Consider the following 19472-nt stretch of genomic DNA (forward strand, 5'->3'; position numbering starts at 1 on the left):
GGCTTGCTCCCGATTGCAGTGCGTCAGTTGATACATGGAGTGACTGATTCACCGCTATCGGGAGCAAGCCCCCTCCCACAGTTTTAACCGCACTCTGTCAGCCAAACTGATAGTGCAATTCGTTATCCCGACTGCTGATCCGCACCCCCGCCAGCGCCTTGCCTTCAAGGATGCGCGTGAGGAACTCACGGCTCATGTCCGGCAGCAACGTATTGGTGAGGATAGTGTCGATCATGCGCCCGCCGCTTTCGGTTTCGGTGCAGCGCGACACGATCAGGTCGACCACCGCGTCGTCGTAGTCGAAGGCGACCTTGTGGGTATTCTCCACGCGCTTTTTGATGCGGTTCAGTTGCAGGCGGGTGATCGCCTTGAGCATCTCGTCGCTCAGCGGGTAGTAGGGAATGGTCACCAGCCGGCCCAGCAGCGCCGGCGGGAAAATCTCCAGCAGCGGTTGGCGCAGGGCCTTGGCGATTTCCTCGGGCTCGGGGATGTTCGCCGGGTCCTTGCACACCCGGGAAATCAGCTCGGTGCCGGCGTTGGTGGTCAGCAGGATCAGGGTGTTCTTGAAGTCGATCACGCGGCCTTCGCCGTCCTCCATCACCCCCTTGTCGAACACCTGGAAGAAGATTTCATGCACGTCCGGGTGGGCTTTTTCGACCTCGTCCAACAGCACGACGCTGTAGGGTTTGCGCCGCACCGCTTCGGTCAGCACGCCGCCTTCGCCGTAGCCGATATAACCCGGTGGCGCGCCCTTGAGCGTCGACACCGTGTGGGCTTCCTGGAACTCGCTCATGTTGATGGTGATCACGTTCTGCTCGCCGCCGTACATGGCTTCAGCCAGGGCCAGGGCGGTTTCGGTCTTGCCCACGCCGGAGGTGCCGGCGAGCATGAACACGCCAATCGGCTTGCTCGGGTTGTCGAGGCCGGCGCGAGACGTTTGGATGCGTTTGGCGATCATCTGCAGCGCATGGTCCTGGCCAATGATGCGTTTCTTCAGGTGCTGGTCGAGGTTGAGCACCGTCTCCAGTTCGTTGCGCGCCATGCGGCCCACCGGGATGCCGGTCCAGTCGGCGACCACCGAGGCCACGGCCTGGTAATCCACGGTCGGCAGAATCAGCGGGGTTTCGCCTTGCAGGGCGGTCAGGCGCTGTTGCAGGTCGACCAGTTGCGCGCGCAATTGGTCGTTGCCGCTGTCCACCACACCGGCCTTTTCGCGCAAGGTCGCGCGGGTGGCGAGCAACTCGTCCACCAGCGCTTTTTCTTCGGCCCAGCGGCTTTCCAGCGTCGCCAGGCGATCACGCTCTGCGGTCAGCAACGTTTCGCTGTTGCTCTGGCGCGCACCAATGTCGATGCCGATGGCATGTTCGCGGGCGATGATCTGCAGCTCGGTTTCCAGCGCTTCGATACGGCGGCGGCTATCGTCCACTTCGGCCGGCACCGCGTGCAGGCTGATGGCGACGCGGGCGCAGGCGGTGTCCAGCAGGCTCACGGACTTGTCCGGCAACTGGCGAGCAGGGATGTAGCGATGCGACAGCTTCACCGAGGCTTCCAGGGCTTCGTCGAGCACCTGCACCTGATGGTGTTTCTCCATGGTCGATGCGACGCCGCGCATCATCAGCAGCGCCTTGTCTTCCGACGGCTCGGCCACCTGGACCACCTGGAAGCGGCGGGTCAGGGCCGGGTCTTTCTCGATGTGCTTTTTGTACTCGGCCCAGGTGGTGGCGGCCACGGTACGCAAGGTGCCACGGGCCAGTGCAGGCTTGAGCAGATTGGCCGCATCGCCCGTACCGGCGGCACCCCCGGCACCCACCAGGGTGTGGGCTTCGTCGATGAACAGAATGATCGGTTTGGGCGAGGCCTGCACGTCTTCGATGACCTGGCGCAGGCGCTGTTCGAACTCGCCTTTCATGCTGGCGCCGGCTTGCAGCAGGCCCACATCGAGGCTGCGCAGTTCCACGTCCTTGAGCGCCGGCGGCACGTCACCGGCAACGATACGCAGGGCAAACCCTTCGACCACGGCGGTCTTGCCCACGCCGGCTTCACCGGTGAGGATCGGGTTGTTCTGGCGCCGGCGCATGAGGATGTCCACCAACTGGCGGATCTCTTCATCACGGCCAACAATCGGGTCGAGCTTGCCGCTGCGCGCCTGGTCGGTGAGGTCGACGGTGAAGCGCTTGAGCGCTTCCTGCTTGCCCATCGCGCTGGGCGCCATGGCACCACTGGCTTCGCCGGGCACGCCGGGATTGAAACCGTCGCTGGCGCTCAAGGTGTTTTCCGGCGAGTCGCCGACGTAGTCGTCAAAGCGCTCGCTCAGGGCTTCGGGTTTGATCTTGTCGAACTCGGCGGACAAGCCCAGCAGTGCGTGACGCAGGCTCGGTGTCTTCAAGATGCCGAGCAACAGATACCCGGTACGCACCTGGCTTTCGCCAAACATCAGGCTGCCGTACACCCAACCGCGTTCCACGGCTTCTTCCACGTGGGAGGACAGGTCGGTGATCGACGTCGAGCCGCGCGGCAGACGGTCCAGGGCTTCGGTGAGGTCACGGGCCAGGCGCGCCGGTTCCACGTTGAACTGGCGGATGATGCGGTGCAGGTCCGAGTCCTGCAGTTGCAGCAACTGGTGGAACCAGTGGGCCAGTTCCACATAGGGGTTGCCCCGCAGCTTGCAGAACACGGTGGCGGCTTCGATGGCCTTGTAGGCCACGCTGTTGAGTTTGCCGAACAGCGCGGCGCGACTGATTTCACCCATGCTCTGGATTCCTTGAGGTGGTGGCGTGATCGGCGTAATGCCGGGCCAGGATTAGGTCGTTGGCGTCCCGCTCGGGTTGGCCGAGCCAGGTATTGAAGCCCAGGCGGAACTGGCCGTTGAGTTGCAGCGCCGGGACTTCGGGTTGTTGCAGAATCAGGTTCAGGTCCCAATCCAGTTCATGGCCCAGGTACTCGGCCACCCACGCCACCAGTTGGTTGAACGGCTGACCGCCTGGCAGCATGCCCATGTAGTCCTGGAGCGTGAGCGGGCCCAGGCGGATGCGGAATTTATGCTGGCGGTCCCACACATGACTGCCCAGGCAGAAATCCACGCCCAACTGGTTGGCGCTGACACCCACGCGGCTGCGCTCGGGCAGTTCCAGCCATTGGCCGACGTATTCCTCGATTTCCACCGGCAGGCCGAAATACTCGCTGAGGATGGCTTTCAAGCCGTCCGGGTAGCGGGTTTGCGCTGACAGGTGGCCGCTGTAATGCAGCTTGGCGGTGTCGGGGATCAGCCCCTGATTCAGCAGGCTCGGCATGCCTCGTCCGCTTAACGCCGCCAGGCGCGCGGACCAGTAGTCATCGTCCGGGCGGTCGTGGCTGACCGTCGGCCGCGCCTCGGCCCAGGCCCGGTAAAACAGGCTCAGCAGACGATGATGGAACACATCCAGGAACTGCTTGCTGGTGCTGTCGGCGTTGTTGCGCTGACGCTCGCGTACGTACTCGGTGATGTGCAGCGGCAGCGGGCCGTTGGGGCCGCCAAGGCCGAAGAAGAACTGTTCGAGCCGTGCCGGTTTGCCGTCGCCGCCGGGGTCGACCGAGGCCAAAGTGGCCGGGGCGAAGGTGCAATCGGCCTGTTGCCCGAGGCGCAGCGGGTCGTCCGCCAGGCGCAGGGAATGGCCCAGGCGCGGCAGGTCCGGCGATTCGCACTCGATACGCCGCAGCGCCTGGAAGAAGTCATATTCCCAGGGCGCCTGGTGCATCGCCTCCAGGGTACTCACAGGGTCGGACGCCGTCCGGGCGTGGCTTTCCATCGCATGATCTCGCCGCGTTCGGTGGTACGGATCACCGTCTCGGTAAAACTGTTGATCGACACGTAGCGTGCCAGGAAGCGTTCGAGCACCGCACCGAGCAGGAACACGCCGGTGCCGCGAAACGCGTTTTCATCGAATTCCAGGGTGATCTCCAGGCCGCGCCCGAACACAATCGGGCCGGGCATCGGCAGGCGCCGGGTCACGGCTTTGCTGCTGACCTCGCGCAGGCCTTCGATCTGCAATGGCAGGGCGGCGTCGTTGCTGTCGCCATACAGGCGCAGGAGTTCGCGCAGGGCGCCGGCGCCCTGGCCTTGCTCGCTCAGCGACAGATAATTGAGCGACAGCTGGCTGATCAGCCGCCACGCCTTGGCGTCGTGGGCGTGGCTGGCGCGCGGACGGCTTGGCCCGGCCACGCAACGCACGGCCAACACCGGCGCGCTGTCGGCGAGGGTGAAGTCAGTTTTGCCGTTGCCCACGCTCATGAACAGCGGCAGGTCGCGGTTGGTGCACAGCGCGGTCACGCCCAGTTGACGCAAGTCGTGGCCATAAGGCGCCTGGAGGCTGTCCACCAGGCTGACGAAGGTTTCGCTGCCCACGTAGGTGGAGCGCGGGCCGTTGCGGCGCTGGTCGCTGGACAATACACGGGGCTCGCGGCGCACCGTGTAGTACGCCTGATCACGGCCGTAGCGCGACGGATCGCGCACCGCGTAAAACGGCAGGAACGGTTGCTCCGGCCCGGTACCGTGGCCGGTGATGCCGCTCAAGGAGTGAATCTCGAAGTCCATCGGCCGCGTGCGGTCGGCGATCACGTGGTGTTCGTTGACGCGGTCGGACAAATGGATGCGGTCCACGCGCTTGGGGAACAGGTTGATCGCCGGCGTGCAGAACGGCAGGAACTGCGCCGCACCGACACTGCCTTCCAGGCCCGGCTCGTGGCGGTCGAACAGCACGATCAGCTCCAGCTCCTGGCCGTCGCAGCGTTTGACCGCGCGGCTCAGTTCGGCGAACTCGACGAACAGAAAGCGATGGGGCAGGGCGAAATACTCTTGCAGCAGGCGATAGCCCTGGAACGCACGCGCCACCACCGGCATCGCCGCGTCGGCATCGTCAAAGCCTCGCGAGCGCAGCGCGTCTTTGGGCAGGCGCTCGACCCAGTCGCCACCCGGCTTGCGCGCAAACACGGCGCAGGCATCGCCGAGCAATTGTTCGTAGAGGCGGAACGGTTGCTCGTCGGCACCGCTGAGGTACAGCGGCAGGTTGTCCAGGTCGAGGCTGTTGAACGGCAGCTCGGCGCCGGTGCGCAGGGTCAGACGCAGGCCGGCCTTGGCTTTCGGCTCGCTGGCAGCCAGGCGGCCGAGTACGGCGGCGGGGTTGCCGAAGTACTCGGCGTTACTCACCTGCAGCGGCCACAACGTCACCGGGTGCGCAGTGCGGTACTCGCAGCAGGTCTGGGTTTCGCGGCCCAGTGCGGCGCGCAATACGGTGTCGCGAGGCAGGGGAAAGCCGCTGGCCAGAGAGCCTTCGTCGGGGTCGGTCTGCAGCTGCACCACGGTCATCGACGGCGTTGGTGCCAGATAGTGGGGGTAAGCGATTTCCAACAGGTTGTGGGTGAAGGTCGGGTACTCGGCGTCGAGCTTGAGCTGCACGCGGGCCGTGAGGTAGGCAAAGCCTTCGAGCAGGCGTTCGACGTACGGGTCGGCGCAGTCCATACCGGACAACGTCAGCCGACTGGCGATCTTCGGGTATTCCCGGGCGAACTCGGCGGCGCTTTCGCGCACGTGGTGCAGTTCCTGGTTGTACAGCTCCAGCAGGCGCGGGTTCATGGGCGTCTCCGCTGGTCGGCGTTGACCACACGCACATGGCCGGATTCAAGATCGAGGTCGGTTTGCAGCAGCAGGCGCAACGGCACCGGCTGCGCCCACAGGTCGCCTTCGATCTCGAAACTCAGGGCGTTGTGATTCATCTCGTCCTGGCCGACACGGGCCTTGACCCGCAGGGTGTGACGCAGGATGCGCGGTTCGAAGGTGGCGATGGCCTGGTAGATCAATGCTTCGAGCGCCTTGATGTCCACACTGGAAACGCTGTTGCCCGCCAGCGCCGGCAGGCCGTAATTGACCACGGAAGTGCCGGCCGGTGTGTGCAGGGTGGCATCGGCATCGAGCAGCGAAGTGGTGTTGAGCAGCCACGCCAGGTCGCGCAGCACCGAGGCTTTCAATTGGGTCAGGGACAGCACGCGTTTGTCGGCGCTCTCCTTGGGGTTGGTCGGGTCGTCGTCGGTCAGCCGGTCCAGCAGGGACGGTTGCAGACGGTCGCGGGGAGCGATTTCGGCTACCACCGGAAGAGGGCCGTAAACATTTTCTGGTCTTCCTGACCATAGCCGCACATGGCGCTTGGGTTGACCGTTGATGCTTCCAGGCGACCGTTGATCAAGCGTACGGCCTGGGATTGGGTCAGGCAGTCTCGGCTCGGTGGAGGCTCTGGCACGCTACGCTCGACCAGAAAAATCGGCACACCCCTGAACGTCTCTACCCGTAATTCACCTTTTGGATTCAGGTTGAAGTAGCACGGCCATTCCATTCCCAGTGCCAGATGAGTCTGGTCGGGCTTGAGCACCGCACATTGCCCCTTGGCGTCAACGAGCTGGATGGCCTGACCGGCGAATACCCCCTGCGTGCGAGCAGGTGCGTCGAGCGGGCTCGGAGCGGGCTCGGCGCACGCGCTCAAGCTGATCAACAGGTTGGCGAACAGCATTGATTTTAACGTTTTAGCGATCATTGCAATTCCCAGAACCAGACCTGTTTGGAGAGAAAGTCGCCATCGAAGAAGCCTTTGGTTCGGCCTCGGTTCCACAGGTCGATATGGTCACCCCCGGCGCGTAACGACGGGGGTGTGTTGTATCAACGCTTGGTGTTGGACCGGATGTTCCAGCCGAACTTGATCGGGCCGCCGTCTTTGGTGCCGTCGGCTTTCTGTGGCTGGTAGTCGACCAGCACCTGGGCGAAGTTCAGCGTGACGTTCTCGGTCAGGCGATCATCGCTGCCCGAACCGCCGGTGCTCAGGGACGTGACCAGCACTTCTTCCAGGTTGATCACCATGTACTCGACCTGGCTCTCGCCACCGGCCTTGCGCACGGTCAGCTTGACCTTGTCGATGTGCTTGCCGCTGGCGCAGTGCATCATCAGGTTAGGTGACGCCTTGTCGACGTACTTGGTCAGCGACAGGTCCTGGATATTCACCTTGCCGGCGCCTCCGCCACCGCCCACGTGCATGTTGCCGGACTGAGCCATGCCCCAGCTCCAGTTCAGCACGTCGATTTCGTCCTTGTGGGCCTTGTCCATGGACTCGCCCTTGATGTCGCCGATCTTGATGAAAATATCAACAGCCATGTTTTCTCCCTGTGTGGCCCAGGCCACTGAATTTGTTATGCCCCGAAAGGGGCAGTGCTTCTCTGTGGGAGGTGGCTTGCCCCCGATGCAGGCAACTCGGTCTGTCAGGCCGATCGAGGTGATGCCATCGGGAGCAAGCCCCCTCCCACAGAAGAGCTAGCTCAACGTTGGGTCAAGCGCTTTTCGCCGAAGGCAGCTTCGAGACCAGGCGCAACGACACCGTCAGCCCTTCAAGCTGGTAGTGCGGGCGCAGGTAGAACCTGGAGTTGTAGTAACCCGGGTTGCCCTCGACGTCTTCCACGATCACTTCGGCGGCAGCCAACGGGTGCTGGGCCTTGGTGGTTTCGGTGGAGTGCGCAGGGTCGCCGTCGACGTAGTTGAGAATCCAGTCCTGCAACCAGCGCTGCATCTCGTCCTTCTCTTTGAAGGAGCCGACCTTGTCGCGCACGATGCACTTCAAGTAGTGCGCGAAACGGCAGGTGGCGAACAGGTACGGCAGGCGCGCGGCGAGGTTGGCGTTGGCGGTGGCGTCCGGGTCGTCGTATTCGGCCGGTTTTTGCAGCGACTGGGCGCCGATGAATGCGGCGAAGTCGGTATTTTTCTTGTGCAGCAGCGGCATGAAACCGTTTTTGGCCAGTTCCGCTTCACGGCGGTCGCTGATGGCGATTTCGGTCGGGCACTTCATGTCCACGCCACCGTCGTCAGTCGGGAACGTGTGCGCCGGCAGGTTTTCCACTTCGCCGCCGGACTCGATGCCACGGATGCGCGAGCACCAGCCGTAGTGTTTGAACGAACGGTTGATGTTCACCGCCATCGCGTACGCGGCGTTGGCCCAGGTGTACTTGGAGCTGTCGGCGCCGTCGGTGTTTTCTTCGAAGGCGAAGGCCTCCACCGGGTCGGTCTTGGCGCCGTACGGCAGGCGCGCGAGGAAGCGCGGCATGGTCAGGCCGATGTAGCGCGAGTCTTCCGATTCACGCAGCGAGCGCCAGCCGGCGTATTCCGGGGTGGTGAAGATCTTGGTCAGGTCGCGCGGGTTCGACAGCTCCTGCCACGAGCCCATGCCCATCACGGTCGGCGAGGCCGCAGCGATGAATGGCGAGTGCATGGCGGCGCAGACTTTCGACAGCTCGCCCAGCAGCTCCACGTCCGGTGGCGACTGGTCGAAGTAGTAGTCGCCTACCAGGCAGCCATAAGGTTCGCCGCCGAACTGACCGTATTCCTCTTCGTACATCTTCTTGAAAATCGGGCTCTGGTCCCACGCGGTGCCCTTGAATTTCTTCAAGGTCTTGTGCAGTTCGGGCTTGGAGATGTTGAGCACGCGAATCTTCAGCTGCTCATCGCTCTCGGTGTTGTTGACCAGGTAGTGCAGACCACGCCAGGCGCTTTCCAGTTGTTGGAAGTCCTGGTGGTGGATGATCTGGTTGACCTGGGCGGTGAGCTTGGCGTCGATGGCGGCGATGATCGATTCGATCGACTTGATCGCGTCGTTGGACACCAGATCGGTTTGCGCCAGGGCCTGTTCGGCCAGGGTGCGCACGGCGGTTTCCACGGCTTCGCGGGCACGCTCGGTCTTGGGCTTGAATTCCTGCATCAGCAGGGATGCGAACTCGCTGGTTTCTTCGGTGGCGCCCAGGTTGAGCGCGCCTTCGCGAACGGTAGTGTCGGTCATGATTACTGATCCCCTGCAGGCTTCGGCGCGCTGGCAAGTGCCTGGAGCAGTGCCGGGTCCTTGATCGCCTTCATGATGATTTCTTCAGCGCCGGTCTTGCCGTCCATGTAGGTCAGCAGGTTGGCCAGTTGGGTGCGCGCTTCGAGCAGCTGGTTCAGCGAGTCGACCTTGCGCGCCACGGCGGCGGGGCTGAAGTCGTCCATGCTTTCGAAGGTGATGTCCAGGCTCAGGTTGCCTTCGCCGGTCAGTTCGTTGGGGACATGGAACGCTACGCGCGGCTGCATGGCCTTGAGGCGCGAGTCGAAGTTGTCGACGTCCACTTCAAGGAACTTGCGGTCGGCGACTGCCGCCAGAGGCTCGGCAGGCTTGCCGGCGAGGTCGGCCATCACGCCCATCACGAAGGGCAGCTGGACCTTTTTCTCGGCGCCGTAAAGCTCGACGTCGTACTCGATCTGCACCCGAGGCGCGCGGTTGCGCGCGATGAACTTCTGAGAACTTTGCTTCGCCACGTTGCTGCTCCTGGTCGCTTGAGCGACGGTGTTGTTACTGCTCAGTCAAGCGGCTTACTCGCCGTCCGGGCCGCGCAGGTTTTCAAATTGGGACATGCCGTCGGGAATCAGATTGCGCACGATGGCCGCGAAATCGGCGTGCACCAGATTCTTTGCGCGATTCAACAGCACCGGCAGCGGGCTCGAAGGCTCGTGCCGGGTGTAATACGCAAGGATCTTGTCGAGGCTGCGCAGCACGTCATCGCGACTGGCGATATCGCCAGCCGGACGCGGTGCGGCCGGGGCTGCGGCGAAGTCGACCGAGGGGGCATTGTCGTCACTGACGGCCTCGGGTTCGCGGCTGCTGTCGGTGCCGGGCACCGCTTGATTGAGCAGGTGTAACGCCTGTTTGAGCGGCTGCTTCAAGGCGCTGAGGTCCACGCCCTGGGCGGAACCGACCTGATCGTTGACCTGTTGTTCGATGGCTTCGCAGGCGGCACGCGCCGCGTTCAGGGCGTCGCGGGTGGCTTGCAGCTGGTCGGGATCGCTGTCGAGGAACGCAGCGTTGAGTTGCTGCGCGCCGAGTTGCTCATCGGGGAAGCTCAGCAGGCCGCTGGCATTGAGCGCGGCGCGCAGGGTCACCGGGCCGAAGGTGCGCGAGCGCGTGAGGATGCTTTCGCGCAGCAGGCGGACGGTGGTGTCGCTGGCCAGGCCGGAGAGCGCGTTGATGCGCACGGTCGGGTCGTTGTCGTCGTCGGCATCCAGGCGCGGATGCAGCTCGGCCCAGTATTGGCGCAGCAGCGCATCGATCAGCGTGAGGACGTCGGCCAGCCCCGAGACACCCTGGAGGGCGAGGGCGCTTTGCAGCAGAAAGTGGGTGATGCGCAGGTCTTTGCTGCGCTGCAGCAAGTCGAGACTTTGCTGCTGGATGCTACGCCATTCCGGGGGTTCGGCGGGCAGGATGGAATCGCCCATGCTGCGCTCGGGCTGGCCCTTGGCATCACGTTCCAGTTGGAGAAATTGCGCGTCATATTCCATGTCTTCGCCACACGGCGAGTTCGCGGAAACGGCGGTGAGCAGCAACGGCACATCCACTGAAATTGATCTCCCTATCAGCCCGCTGGAAGGCGAGCAATTCATGCATTAGTTGCGCGAGGAACTTTGCATGGTTTCTTTGTCATATAAATCGAATGCCACTAATGTGACATCACATCTATGCAAGAAGTTGTGCATTTTTGGTGTAGTAGTTACGCCTTGTCAAGGTAAGCTATTCGCCCTCTGTGACAGATGTGCGGTGTTTAACAACTTGCGCGACTGGCGGGTCGAGTGAAGCACCCCCGCAGGATTTTTGTCACAGAGCCCGGTTAAGATCAGCGATCATGCTGACAAAAGCAGGTTCCGAAGGTCGGTTGCGCGACCTGAAGGTGAATCTCGGGAAACGCTGCCCCGGGAATCGACTGCGCGGCGAAGTATCAGCAAGGAGGCAAGATGTCGCTGTGTTTGACTATCACTAGTTATCACAAGATCACCCCTGGGCAGTGCCCCGAAAAGTCCATTAATCAGGGCTCGATGGCGATCGGCCGCAGTTCGGAAAATGACTGGGTATTGCCCGATCCAGAGCGCCTGGTCTCTTCACAACATTGCGTTATTCAATACAAGGATGGCCGTTATTATTTAACCGATAACAGCACCAATGGTGTGGAGTTGGTTAACGCCGGCATTCGTATGCGGCGCGGTAACAGCGAGCCGTTACAGGACGGCGAGTTGATCCGCATTGGTGATTACGAAATCCAGGCGCGCATCGATTTCAATGTGCAAGCCATTGAAAGCCAAGCCTTTGCCGGTGACTCGCCGAACAGCTTCGAGTCGCTGATGGGCGCCGTCGCGAACACGCCCAAGGCCACGCCTGCGATTGCACCGCAGTTTCAGGGCGCCTCGTCGATGGACACCCTGCCGGACCTGTTCGACTTTCTCTCCCCCGCCGCCGTACCACCGCCGACCCTGGCCGATCATGTGCCGTCCGAGCAACACGATTTCCGCCCACCCGCGCCCGTCGTTGCGCCGCTTGTCGAACCGGCAGGGGCGTCGGCTGCAGTGATTCCCGAAGACTGGGACCTGCTCGGCGATGTGCCGCCCCGCGCACCCATTATCGCGGCGCCACCTGTGGTCGAGCCTGTGCTCCCCGTGGCCGAAACTCCGCCCCAGCCCGACCTTCTGCAAGCCTTCCTGCGCGGTGCCGGCCTTGACGCGCTGCGCCTGGACAACGCCGCCGCCAGCGCCCAGATGGAGAGCATCGGCCGCAGCTACCGGCTGATGGTCGAAGGCCTGATAGACGTGTTGCGTGCCCGCGCGAGCCTCAAGGGCGAGTTCCGCATGCAGCAGACCATGATCCAGCCCGCCGAAAACAATCCGTTGAAATTTGCCCCGAATGCCGACGAAGCGTTACTGCTGTTGCTGCGTCATGGCAACCAGGCGTTCATGGCGCCGGATGTGGCCGTGCGCGAGAGTTTCGATGACCTGCGCGCGCACCAGTTGGCGGTGATGGCCGGCGTGGAAGCGGCGATCAAGCACTTGCTGGCGCGCTTTGAGCCGGCGCAGTTGGAAGAGCGCATGGGCAAGCCCGGCGGGCTGTCGAGTCTTTTCAATGGTTCGCGTCAGGCCCAGTACTGGCAGCAGTTCACCGAGCTCTACAGCAATATTTCCCGCGAGGCCCAGGAAGATTTCCAGGACCTGTTCGGCCGCGAGTTCAGCCGGGCCTACGAGGAGCACAGCGCACGACAGCGTCGCTGACCCCGACGCGACCCAGGATTCAACGGATAGCCAAGTACGTCATTGAGGACACAGGATGATTTTCAGGTTTTTACTCGCAGCCGCCACCGCGCTGCTGCTGACGGCGTGTGCGAAGGATGCGGCCAGGCCCGAAAGCGCGGCTGAAGCCGACGCGAACAGCGCCGCCATCACGTTGCATTTTCACGCCATTGCCGGGCTCAACCCCGGCGCCAATGGCCAGGCCGCGCCGGTACGGGTGCGCATTTTCGAACTGAAAAACGCCGCCACCTTCGCCCGCTCCGACTACTTCGCCCTGGCCGACCGCGCGCAGTCCACCCTCGGCCTCGACCTGCTGGACCAGGACGAAGTGATGGTGCAGCCCGGCCAGCAACTGAGCATCCGGCGCAACCTCGACCCCGCCACGCGCCAGGTCTGCCTGCTGGTGGGCTATCGCGAACTGGACCGCGCGCAATGGCGCACGGTGATCAACGTGCCGCCGCGCCAGAATACCGAATACCAGATCAGCCTCGATGTACGTGCCGTGCGCGCCGACGTCGTGGCTCCCCCCTCCAGCCCTGCCCAATAAGAAATCATCGGAGCTCCCATGTCCTGGAACAATCGCGTGGTCTGGTCGGAAGGCATGTTCATCGGAACGCAGCACTTCCAGCAGCATGACCGTTACCTCGAGAACCTGATCGATGCTCGCAGCCGCCCGCTGTCTGCCGGCGCCTGGGGCTTTTCCGAGCTGCTGATCGACCAGGGCCTGCTGGCCCAGGGCAAGCTGGCGATTGTCTCGGCGCGGGGCCTGTTGCCCGATGGCACGCCGTTCAATATTCCTCAGGATGACCTGGCGCCAAGCCCGCTGAACATCGACGACAACCTGCGCGACGGCCTGGTGTACCTGGCCTTGCCGCTCAAGCGTGCCGGTGCGCGGGACACGGTGGAGGCGGGCGAAGCGCTGGAAGCAGCGCGTTACGTGAGCCAGGTGCGCGAAGTGCGCGACGATAACGCACCGTTCGAAAACCGCACACCCGTGGCGGTGGGCGCGCGAGCCTTGCGCCTGCTCATCGCCGAAGATGGCATCAGCGACTACGCCGCCGTGGGCCTGGTGCGCATCAAGGAAAAACGCGCCGACCGCGCCTTGGTGCTCGACGACACCTACATCCCGCCGGTGCTGGACGTGGCCGCCAGCAAACCGCTGAGCGCGTTTCGCAGTGAATTGCTCGGCCTGCTGCACCAGCGCGGCGAAGCCCTGGCCGGACGCGTGGTGGCTTCGGGCGCTGGCGGCGCCTCGGAGATTGCCGATTTCATGCTGCTGCAACTGGTCAACCGTGCGCAGCCGCTGATCCAGCACCTGACCCAACTGAGCCCGCTGCACCCGGAGCGGTTCTTCAGCGAACTGGTGAGTCTGGCCGGTGAATTCTCCACCTTTGCCACCTCGGGTCGACGTCCCCAGGAATACCCGCACTACCAGCACGACGACCTGGCTCTGAGCTTCGCCCCGGTAATGGCGGCGCTGCGTGAAGCGCTGTCGATGCTGATCGACAGCAAGGCCACGCCGATCCCGATTGTCGAGAAAGCCTACGGCGTGCATGTTGCCATGCTGGCGGACAAGACCCTGCTCGACAGCGCCAGCTTCATCCTCGTGGTGCGCGCCGATGTGCCCGGCGAAACCCTGCGCGCGCGCTTCGGCCAGCAGAGCAAGGTCGGTTCGGTGGAGCACATCCGCGACCTGGTCAACCTGCAACTGCCGGGCATCGGCCTGCTGCCCCTGCCGGTGGCGCCGCGCCAACTGCCGTACCACGCAGGCTCCACCTACTACGAGCTGGACCGTGGCAGCGAACACTGGCAGCAACTGGGTAATTCCGGTGGGTTCGCCTTTCATATCGCCGGGCAGTTCCCGGGCTTGAACCTGGCCTTCTGGGCGATTCGAGGATAAACCGCGATGCATCCCAATGACGATGACCGCACCCAGTTCATGCCGCGCCCGGGAGGCCGCGCGCCGGAACCTGCGCGTGCCGAGCCTGCCCCGTTGGCAATGCCGGCGGCGCCGATCCTCACCGGTAAAAGCCAGGGCCTCAACCCACTGGAAAGTGCTGCCGGCCCGCTGTTGGCGCTGCTGACGCGCCTGCGCAACACGATCGCCCACCCGGCGCCGGCCAGTCTGCGCGCGCAGTTGCTGGCCTACCTGCGCCAGTTCGAAGAGCGCGCTGAAGCCGCCGGCACCCCGCGCAACGAAGTGCTGCTGGCGCGTTACGCGCTGTGCACCGCCCTCGATGAAGCCGTGCTCAGCACGCCGTGGGGCAGCACCAGCGACTGGGGCAAACAGAGTTTGCTGATCACCGTGCACAACGAAGCCTGGGGCGGCGAAAAGGTTTTCCAGTTGCTCGACCATTGCCTGCAAAGCCCACGGGAACGCCTGTACCTGCTGGAGCTGCTGTACTTGTGTCTGTGTCTGGGTTTCGAAGGTCGCTACCGCGTGATGAACGACGGTCGCAGCCAGCTCGAAGCGCTACGTGAGCGCACCGCCGCAGCGATTCGCAGTGCCCGTGGCGAGCATGAGCGCGAGCTGTCGCCGCACTGGCGCGGCGTGACCGTGGCGCGCGATCGCCTGGCGCAGTTCATGCCGCCGTGGATCGCCGTGGCCATTGGCCTGGCGCTGCTGCTGGCCTTGCTGTTCGGCTTGCGCCTGAAGCTGGCCTCGGACGCAGAGCCAGTGTTCAAGAACATCCACGCCCTGGGCGAGATCCCGGTGCAGGCCATCGACCGTCCGGTGGCGCAGCCCAAAGTCATCGAACGGCCGCGCCTGGCGGGCTTTCTGGCCGAAGACATCAAGGCCGGTCGCGTTGCGGTGGAGGACAAGGTCGACCGCTCCGTGGTGACGATCAAGGGTGACGAGCTGTTCGCCTCGGCCAGCGCGAGTATCGTCGACAACTACCAGCCGTTGATGCTGCGCATCGCTGACGCCATCCGCAAGGTCAAGGGCCAGGTGCGTGTTACCGGCCACAGCGACAACCGCCCGATTGCCACGCTGCGCTTCCCGTCCAACTGGGCCTTGTCCGAAGCACGGGCCAAGTCGGTGCTGGAGATTCTCGCCGCCAAGACCGGCCAGGCCGAGCGCTTCAGTGCCGAAGGCCGCAGTGACACCGAACCGCTGGCGACCAACGCGACCGCAGAAGGCCGTGCCCGCAATCGCCGGGTTGAAATCACCGTATTGGCGGAGGGCGTCGAGTGAAGGCGTTTTTCAGTTTCATGATTCGCTGGGTGATCCCGCTGCTGGGCCTGATCGCCCTGAGCCTGATCATCTGGTTCGTCGGACCGTTGCTCGACGTGCTGGTGCCCGAAGGCCGGCGCTGGGCGCTGATCATCCTGGTGTTTGCGGTGTGGGTCGCCTACCGCGTGTGGCGCATCATCCAGGCCCGCCGCCAGGCTGCCGAAGTGCTGCGCAGCCTCGCTGCCGACACCCCGGCGGACCCTAACAGCGTGGCCACTGCCGAAGAATTGTCGACCCTGCGCCAGCGCATGGACGAAGCCCTGGCGTTGCTGAAAAAAGCCAAGCTGGGCGGTGATGAGCGGCGCAACCTCTACGAGCTGCCGTGGTACGTGATCATCGGGCCGCCGGGGTCGGGCAAGACCACCGCGCTGGTCAATTCCGGCCTGCATTTTCCGCTGGCCGCCCAGCTCGGCGCCGGTGCGGTACGTGGGGTCGGCGGCACGCGCAATTGCGACTGGTGGTTTACCGATCAGGCGGTACTGCTCGACACCGCCGGCCGCTACACCACCCAGGACAGCAACTCGACGGTGGACAAGGCCGCCTGGCTGGGCTTTCTCGACCTGCTGAAAAAACAGCGCTCGCGTCGCCCCATCGACGGTGCGTTCATCGCCATCAGTCTGTCGGATTTGCTGCTCGGAACCGACGCCGAGCGCGCCGCCCACGCCGCGGCAATCCGTCTGCGTATCCAGGAGCTGTACACCCAGTTGGGCGTGCGCTTCCCGATCTACCTGATGCTGACCAAGCTCGACCTGGTGCCGGGCTTCATGGAGTTCTTCGACAACCTGAGCAAGGAAGAACGCGCCCAGGTGTGGGGCATGACCTTTGCCCTGGACGAGGGGAAAAACAGCGACAGCCCGCTGGCCCATCTGCAGAGCGAATTTGCCGGCCTGGAACAGCGTCTCAACGAGCGTCTGGTGGAGCGCCTGCAACAGGAGCGCGACCCGGCGCGGCGCGACCTGATCTACGGCTTCCCACAGCAGTTCGGTGCGCTGAAGGATTGCCTGCAAAGCTTCCTCGAAGGCGTGTTCAAGCCCAATGCGTTCGAAGAGCGCGTGCTGTTGCGCGGCGTTTACTTCACCAGCGGCACTCAGGAAGGCAGCCCGATCGATCGCCTGATCGGTGCGATGGCCCAGAGCATGAACCTGGACCGCCAGCACCTGGCACGTCAGAGCGGCACCGGGCGCAGCTACTTCATCGAAAAACTCTTTACCGCCGTGGCGTTTGCCGAGCGTGGACTGGTTGGCGTGAACCCGAAGGTCGAGCGGCGGCGCAAATGGCTGGCGCGCGGCGTTCTCGCGGCCACCGTGGCGCTGGTCGTTGTGGTCAGCGCTGTGTGGTGGGTGAGTTATCGCGCCAACCAGGCCTATATCGCCCAGGTCGACCAGAAGGTCGAGCCCCTGGGCCAGACCGTGCAGAACCTCAGTCCGGCACAGCGTGACGTGCTCGCCGTACTGCCGCTGCTCAATGCGGTGAAGAACCTGGCGGGCGACTCGCCCAGTTGGTCCGAAGGCTTGGGGCTGTATCAGGGCGACATGCTCGGAGCCGAATCCGCCAGTGTCTACCGCAAGCTGTTGATCGCCGTGTTTGCGCCCCGTCTGGTGACGCGCATCGAAGAGCAACTGCACGGCGGCGGCAATTCGGACTTCCTGTACGAAGGCCTCAAGGCCTACCTGATGCTGGCTGACAGCGAGCATTACGATCCGGACTTCATCAAGGCCTGGATCGCGCTGGACTGGGACCGCAACCTGCCACGGGACCTGCCGGCCGATCAGCGCCAGGCGCTGGCCGGGCATTTGCAGGCGCTGTTCGACCGCCATCCGCCGAATGCGCGACTGGACCCGCGCCTGATCGACGACTTGCGTCGCCAGTTGCAGCAACTGCCGGTGGCCCAGCGCGTGTATGACCGGGTCAAGCGCCAGAAACTGCCCGACGGCATCCCTGACTTTCGCCTCAACGAGGCGGCCGGGCGGGATGCCGCGCTGGTGTTCAGCCGCAAGAGCGGCAAGCCGTTGGGCGAGCCATTGAGCGGCTTTTTTACCGCCAAGGGTTATCGCCAGGCGTTCCTGCTGAGCAGCCTCAACCAGACCGGCACCCTGGCGGAAGAGCAATGGGTACTGGGCAATGAACCGGCCGATCAACAGAATGTGGTGAGCCTGGCCGCCGATGTGCGCCGTCTGTACTTCCAGGATTACCAGCGCCAGTGGGATGCGTTGCTCGCGGACATCGACTTCGTGCCGATCACCAGCGTGGCCCAGGCGGCCGATGTGCTGCGGGTGATCTCCGGGCCGACATCGCCACTGAAAAAACTGCTGGTGGCGGTGGCCAGGGAAACCGATCTGCAAGCCGAAGAGCGTCAACTGGTGGCCAAGGGCGTGCCGGTGGAAGGCGGCGTCGACAAGCTCAAGGAGCGCCTGGGCAGCCTGCTCGGCCAGGAACAACCGACCGCCAATACCCCGGCGGCAGTGGATGATCCGGTAACCGCGCATTTTGCTGAACTCAACAGCATCGTCAGCAAGAACGAAGGCGAACCCGCTGCCATCGACGGCCTGCTCGCGGACATGAACGCGCTGTATGTGCAGGTCAGTGCGATGGTCGGCGCCAGCGGCGATGCGCTGCTCGGCGAGGCCAAAAACCAGGCCGCTGCTGCGGCCACGCGGGTCAGCCTGAATGCCGAACGCCAGCCGCCGCTGGTGCAGGGCATGGTCAAGTCGGTGGTCAACTCCACTACCAACAGCATGATGGGTGGGGTGCGTAATCAACTGAACGCGGCCTGGGCCAGCGAAGTGGTCAATGTGTACCGCCAGTCGTTGGCCGGGCGCTATCCGATGTCGCCGGGCAGCGCGCGCGACGCGACCCTGGATGACTTCGGCCAGTTCTTCGGCGTGGGCGGGGTGATGGACAACTACTTTCGCAAGTACCTGCAGCCTTATGTGGACACGTCGAGCCAGACCTGGCGCTGGCAGCCGGGCGCGGCGCAGAAACTCGGGATTGCCCCGGGCGTGCTGCAAACCTTCCAGCGTGCGGCGGCGATTCGTGACGCGTTCTTTAGAGCGGGGGGCACCCAGCCCATCGTGCGCTTTGAACTCAAGCCGGTGTCGATGGACCCTACGATCACCCAATTCCTGCTCGACCTCGACGGCCAGCAATTGAGCTACGACCACGGTCCGAGTCGCCCGGTGGCGATGCAATGGCCGAACCCCGGCAGCATTGGCGTGGTGCGCATTTCCATCATGCCGCCGTCGGCCAGTGGCCGCTCCGGTGTGACGCTGGACGGCCCGTGGGCGTGGTTCCGCCTGCTGGAGCAATCGGACCTTACCGCCGGCAACTCGCCGGACCGTTTCAACCTGCGCCTGCGGGTGGACGGTGCGAGCATCGCCTACGAACTGCGTGCCAACAGTGCGTTCAACCCGTTCAAAAGCCGCGTACTCAGTGGCTTCAGCCTGCCGGAGCGGCTATGACCACCCTGGGCTTCTACGGCAAGTTGGCCAGCCGTGGCGATTTTGTCAGCCGCGCCTTGCCCCAGAGTTTTGTCGGCCCGTGGGATAGCTGGCTGGCGGCGGGCCTGCTCGCGAGCCAGAACAGCCTGGGCGGCGACTGGCTCAACGTCTACCTGGTGAGCCCGCTGTGGCGCTTTGTGCTGGCGCCGGGCGTGTGCGGGCCGGATGCAGCGGCGGGTGTGGTGATGCCCAGCATTGATCGGGTGGGGCGCTATTTCCCGCTGGCGGTGGTGGCCTTGCTCGATCACGACACCAACCCGGCCTTGCTGGTGGGTGGGCCGGATGCCTGGTTCGAACAGGCCGAAGAACTGTTGCTGAGCACCCTGGATGCCGGCGCCACCTTCGAAGGTTTCAATGCCGGGCTCGACCGGCTTGGCGTGCCGGCGACCGAACCGCGTGCGGTCGGCAGCCGTTTCGCCGGCCTGCAACGGGTGGCCGCCGCCTCGCCCCACGGGCGACTGGCCGCGCTGGCCGAACAGGCCTGCGAGGGTGCCAGCCTGTGGTGGGGCCGTGGTTCGCAGCGGATCGCCCCCGGTTTATTACGGTGCCAGGGCTTGCCTGCCACCGACGATTTTGCGCAGTTTTTGCTCGGACAATAAGGTGT

Annotated in this window: 15 protein-coding genes; 6 read left to right on the plus strand and 9 right to left on the minus strand. The window is 64.1% G+C overall.

The genetic code is table 11. From position 1 onward, the window contains the following. Nucleotides 1-97: 97 nt before the first annotated feature. The 9 genes from tssH to tssA all read right to left on the minus strand — a co-directional run bounded on the left by tssH (nt 98) and on the right by tssA (nt 10423). Nucleotides 98-2749 carry a type VI secretion system ATPase TssH gene (tssH, locus tag LUB09_RS08060; RefSeq protein ID WP_231422286.1) on the minus strand — a complete coding sequence of 884 codons (2652 nt, stop codon included), beginning with the start codon at nt 2747-2749 and terminating at the stop codon, nt 98-100. After that, nucleotides 2742-3785 carry a type VI secretion system baseplate subunit TssG gene (gene tssG, locus LUB09_RS08065; RefSeq protein ID WP_231422287.1) on the minus strand — a complete coding sequence of 348 codons (1044 nt, stop codon included), beginning with the start codon at nt 3783-3785 and terminating at the stop codon, nt 2742-2744. Before tssG ends, tssH begins: the two co-directional genes overlap by 8 nt. Beyond that, complete coding sequence (gene tssF / locus LUB09_RS08070) at nt 3749-5608, minus strand: type VI secretion system baseplate subunit TssF (protein ID WP_231422288.1); 1860 nt, start codon at nt 5606-5608, stop codon at nt 3749-3751. The genes tssG and tssF overlap by 37 nt, the downstream gene beginning before the upstream one ends. Further along, nucleotides 5605-6120, minus strand: a complete 516-nt coding sequence (gene tssE, locus LUB09_RS08075) for a type VI secretion system baseplate subunit TssE (RefSeq protein WP_231422289.1) — start codon at nt 6118-6120, stop codon at nt 5605-5607. The genes tssF and tssE overlap by 4 nt, the downstream gene beginning before the upstream one ends. After that, nucleotides 6114-6560, minus strand: coding sequence for a hypothetical protein (locus LUB09_RS08080; protein WP_231422290.1), 447 nt, complete (start codon nt 6558-6560; stop codon nt 6114-6116). Before LUB09_RS08080 ends, tssE begins: the two co-directional genes overlap by 7 nt. A 122-nt stretch (nt 6561-6682) precedes the next feature. Continuing rightward, a complete protein-coding gene (locus tag LUB09_RS08090) occupies nt 6683-7171 on the minus strand; it encodes an Hcp family type VI secretion system effector (protein WP_003231692.1) in 489 nt (162 codons plus the stop codon). A gap of 172 nt (nt 7172-7343) precedes the next feature. Beyond that, a complete protein-coding gene (gene tssC, locus LUB09_RS08095) occupies nt 7344-8840 on the minus strand; it encodes a type VI secretion system contractile sheath large subunit (RefSeq protein ID WP_057006334.1) in 1497 nt (498 codons plus the stop codon). A 2-nt stretch (nt 8841-8842) separates the two neighbouring features. Then, complete coding sequence (tssB, locus tag LUB09_RS08100) at nt 8843-9349, minus strand: type VI secretion system contractile sheath small subunit (protein WP_003231688.1); 507 nt, start codon at nt 9347-9349, stop codon at nt 8843-8845. Between the two features lie 54 nt (nt 9350-9403). Beyond that, nucleotides 9404-10423, minus strand: a complete 1020-nt coding sequence (gene tssA / locus LUB09_RS08105) for a type VI secretion system protein TssA (RefSeq protein WP_231422291.1) — start codon at nt 10421-10423, stop codon at nt 9404-9406. Between the two features lie 393 nt (nt 10424-10816). Between tssA and tagH the strand changes: the two genes are divergently transcribed. The 6 genes from tagH to tagF are packed head-to-tail and all read left to right on the plus strand — an operon-like array spanning nt 10817 to nt 19467. Continuing rightward, complete coding sequence (tagH, locus tag LUB09_RS08110) at nt 10817-12118, plus strand: type VI secretion system-associated FHA domain protein TagH (RefSeq protein ID WP_231422292.1); 1302 nt, start codon at nt 10817-10819, stop codon at nt 12116-12118. Nucleotides 12119-12173: 55 nt separating this feature from the next. After that, nucleotides 12174-12683, plus strand: coding sequence for a type VI secretion system lipoprotein TssJ (tssJ, locus tag LUB09_RS08115; protein WP_231422293.1), 510 nt, complete (start codon nt 12174-12176; stop codon nt 12681-12683). 18 nt (nt 12684-12701) lie between these two features. Further along, on the plus strand, nt 12702-14036 hold the full coding sequence (gene tssK, locus LUB09_RS08120) for a type VI secretion system baseplate subunit TssK (RefSeq protein ID WP_231422294.1): 1335 nt from the start codon (nt 12702-12704) through the stop codon (nt 14034-14036). Between the two features lie 6 nt (nt 14037-14042). Continuing rightward, nucleotides 14043-15332: a DotU family type VI secretion system protein gene (locus LUB09_RS08125; RefSeq protein ID WP_231422295.1), complete on the plus strand. Its 1290-nt coding sequence runs from the start codon at nt 14043-14045 to the stop codon at nt 15330-15332. Then, complete coding sequence (gene tssM / locus LUB09_RS08130; RefSeq protein WP_231422296.1) at nt 15329-18829, plus strand: type VI secretion system membrane subunit TssM; 3501 nt, start codon at nt 15329-15331, stop codon at nt 18827-18829. Before LUB09_RS08125 ends, tssM begins: the two co-directional genes overlap by 4 nt. Beyond that, nucleotides 18826-19467 (plus strand): type VI secretion system-associated protein TagF, encoded by a 642-nt coding sequence (gene tagF / locus LUB09_RS08135; RefSeq protein WP_231422297.1) that lies wholly within the window; start codon nt 18826-18828, stop codon nt 19465-19467. The genes tssM and tagF overlap by 4 nt, the downstream gene beginning before the upstream one ends. Nucleotides 19468-19472: the final 5 nt, after the last annotated feature.

This window comes from Pseudomonas sp. Leaf59 (assembly GCF_920984685.1).
Classification (GTDB): Bacteria; Pseudomonadota; Gammaproteobacteria; order Pseudomonadales; family Pseudomonadaceae; genus Aquipseudomonas.

Bases quoted from the DNA above. Each gene is read 5' to 3' on its own strand.
- LUB09_RS08080 (WP_231422290.1), bottom strand. From the start codon at position 6,560: ATGATCGCTAAAACGTTAAAATCAATGCTGTTCGCCAACCTGTTGATC.
- tssH (WP_231422286.1), bottom strand. From the start codon at position 2,749: ATGGGTGAAATCAGTCGCGCCGCGCTGTTCGGCAAACTCAACAGCGTG.
- tssK (WP_231422294.1), top strand. From the start codon at position 12,702: ATGTCCTGGAACAATCGCGTGGTCTGGTCGGAAGGCATGTTCATCGGA.
- tssC (WP_057006334.1), bottom strand. From the start codon at position 8,840: ATGACCGACACTACCGTTCGCGAAGGCGCGCTCAACCTGGGCGCCACC.
- tagF (WP_231422297.1), top strand. From the start codon at position 18,826: ATGACCACCCTGGGCTTCTACGGCAAGTTGGCCAGCCGTGGCGATTTT.
- tssG (WP_231422287.1), bottom strand. From the start codon at position 3,785: ATGGAAAGCCACGCCCGGACGGCGTCCGACCCTGTGAGTACCCTGGAG.
- tssJ (WP_231422293.1), top strand. From the start codon at position 12,174: ATGATTTTCAGGTTTTTACTCGCAGCCGCCACCGCGCTGCTGCTGACG.
- tagH (WP_231422292.1), top strand. From the start codon at position 10,817: ATGTCGCTGTGTTTGACTATCACTAGTTATCACAAGATCACCCCTGGG.
- tssF (WP_231422288.1), bottom strand. From the start codon at position 5,608: ATGAACCCGCGCCTGCTGGAGCTGTACAACCAGGAACTGCACCACGTG.
- LUB09_RS08090 (WP_003231692.1), bottom strand. From the start codon at position 7,171: ATGGCTGTTGATATTTTCATCAAGATCGGCGACATCAAGGGCGAGTCC.
- LUB09_RS08125 (WP_231422295.1), top strand. From the start codon at position 14,043: ATGCATCCCAATGACGATGACCGCACCCAGTTCATGCCGCGCCCGGGA.